Origin of the sequence: Psychrobacter sp. (assembly GCF_018260395.1) — a bacterium.
Lineage (GTDB): Bacteria > Pseudomonadota > Gammaproteobacteria > Pseudomonadales > Moraxellaceae > Psychrobacter.
The window spans coordinates 1-2,092 of the sequence record NZ_JAGLBC010000231.1; the positions used below are offsets into that span (position 1 = coordinate 1).

The following is a 2,092-nucleotide window of genomic DNA, read 5'->3' on the forward strand; positions in this document are numbered from 1 at the left end:
TATTTATAATAAAGGCAACTCTTCAGGTAAATAGTATCGCAAGTAGGCTATTGAAGCGATAATAGCTTCACGACCCATCTCATCGGTAATCTCATCATATTGTCTGAAAGATAAAGCAAATATGCTATGTACCATGCTATAAACTACCAAAAATTTTTCATCAATATCTTTAAAACTCGACATATTATAATGAGCAGATAGTTTACCTACGATCATCCCCATCATATTTATATTAACTTGCTCATCGTACTCACTATTATCGAAATCCGGAGTTTTTGAGCCATACATTAGCTTGTTTTTGGTAATATCATTATTAAACAATTTAACCGACTGCTTTAGTATCTCAGCAACATAATCTTGCCATCGATCAAATTTTGAAACTTCAACTTTCTCTAATACTTGGAAAGTTTCAATATAATTTAGATAGCGAAGCGCTAAAAATATAGAATCAACATTAGGAAAGAAATGATAAGCAGATGCTCTAGGTATTCCCGCCTGTTCACAAACATCAGCCAATGTGATGTCTCTTATATTGCGTGTTTCACTAAGCTTTTTTGCAGCCATTAGTAACTTTTGGCGACGAATTCTACCCTGTTTACTAGTATGCTTAAATTTATTAGGTACAATATTTTTAGCTAATTCAGAGTCTTTAAAAACATCATTAATCAATTCATAACATCCTTCATGCATATGTAGTTTCTAGGTGAACATTTAAGCTTGAAAGGCCAAAAACTCGACATTATTTAATTTAATATGGCACCAGTTTTTTTATAACGTTACAAAAAACCTTAATAGATATAATTCAATAAATTATAGAGTCACTAAATTAAATTTATATTGTCGATTGTAATTAGCTGATAGCTTAATAACTTGATACATTAAAGCTATATTAGTGCTATTACCTAAATTAACATAAAGAAACAATTTTTCATAGCTTTATAATTAAATTTAATATTGTAAATTCAAAAACTAAGCAATAGTTAACTTTTATTTTAGATACTCATTACTTTAATTTTATCTTAGCTCGTACAATGCCATGATCTGTACATCTATCATGAAAATCTTGTTTTAAATGGTCATTAAAGTAGTCAACACGTTCTACTTCACCAAGTGAAAACTTACCATCTACTAAAAATTCTTCTGATACAAATAACTGGTCAATAACTTCAGGCATACCCTGATATAGATGAGTATATGCCACGTCCTTCATCCAGCCATAACTGGTTTGAACTCGTGCTGCATCAAACAATGCCACATCTCGCATAGCTTTGTCATAGATAACCTCACTCGTTTCTGCCAATAATTGTGTAGTCACACTGTCGGTCACATCATTCATATCGCCCAATAAAATTAGTGGATGACGGGTATTATGTAATAATTCAATCATGAATAATCTTAAAGCTGCAGCTTCAGCAGCGCGCATGCATAAGCTTCTTAATTTGGCGCGTACGCGTACAAAAGGGTCATCGTAATCCTCAAGGGCGTTACCATGTTCGTCCCTTAAGTATTGTGGTCTTTTACTTTTTAGATGAGCCGTCAACACAGTTATAGGTTGACCATATACTTCTAGAGTAGCCACTAGAGGCGGTCGGTTAAAGCTTTTATACAGCCCTTCATCAGGAATATCAATTACAGCTAATTCTGGAAAATCAGTCAGCAATTGCCAGTATAATATCTTATGTTTAGTAATAAGTCCTAAGGCTGGCGTGTTCTGAGCGCCTTGCCCTAATGTTAACTTGCTAGAAGGGTCATTACTGGCCATAGGGGCTAATACTTGTGAAGGTTCAAATCCGAGCATGACAGCCAAATCTTGCAATGCCTTTTCATCCCATACTTCTTGAAAAGCATAAATATCTGACTTAGCATTTTTTAATAATCCAAATAAGCCAGTAAGCTTATGCTGATACTCAGACTCACTATACGGCTGCGAATTTGGGTAATAATTACGCTGAGGCAAAGCGAAGTTCAAAAGGTTGCTGGTAGCTATATGAAAGGTTTTGTCCTTGGCTTGATTAGAATTGGGGTTAGAATTAGGGTTGTCATTAGGCTGATTCATTGTATTTATCCTTTTTAACTGGGTTTATTATAAAGA

Annotated in this window: 2 protein-coding genes; both read right to left on the reverse strand. The window is 34.1% G+C overall.

Going from position 1 to position 2,092, the window contains the following annotated elements; translation table 11 throughout:
- Positions 1–3: 3 nt before the first annotated feature.
- The gene (locus QZ265_RS10730) at positions 4–669 is read right to left on the reverse strand and encodes a TetR/AcrR family transcriptional regulator (protein ID WP_366513704.1); all 666 of its coding nucleotides are present in this window, start codon (positions 667–669) and stop codon (positions 4–6) included.
- Positions 670–1,003: 334 nt separating this feature from the next.
- Positions 1,004–2,056: an endonuclease/exonuclease/phosphatase family protein gene (locus tag QZ265_RS10735; protein ID WP_296406039.1), complete on the reverse strand. Its 1,053-nt coding sequence runs from the start codon at positions 2,054–2,056 to the stop codon at positions 1,004–1,006.
- Between the last annotated feature and the right edge of the window lie 36 nt (positions 2,057–2,092).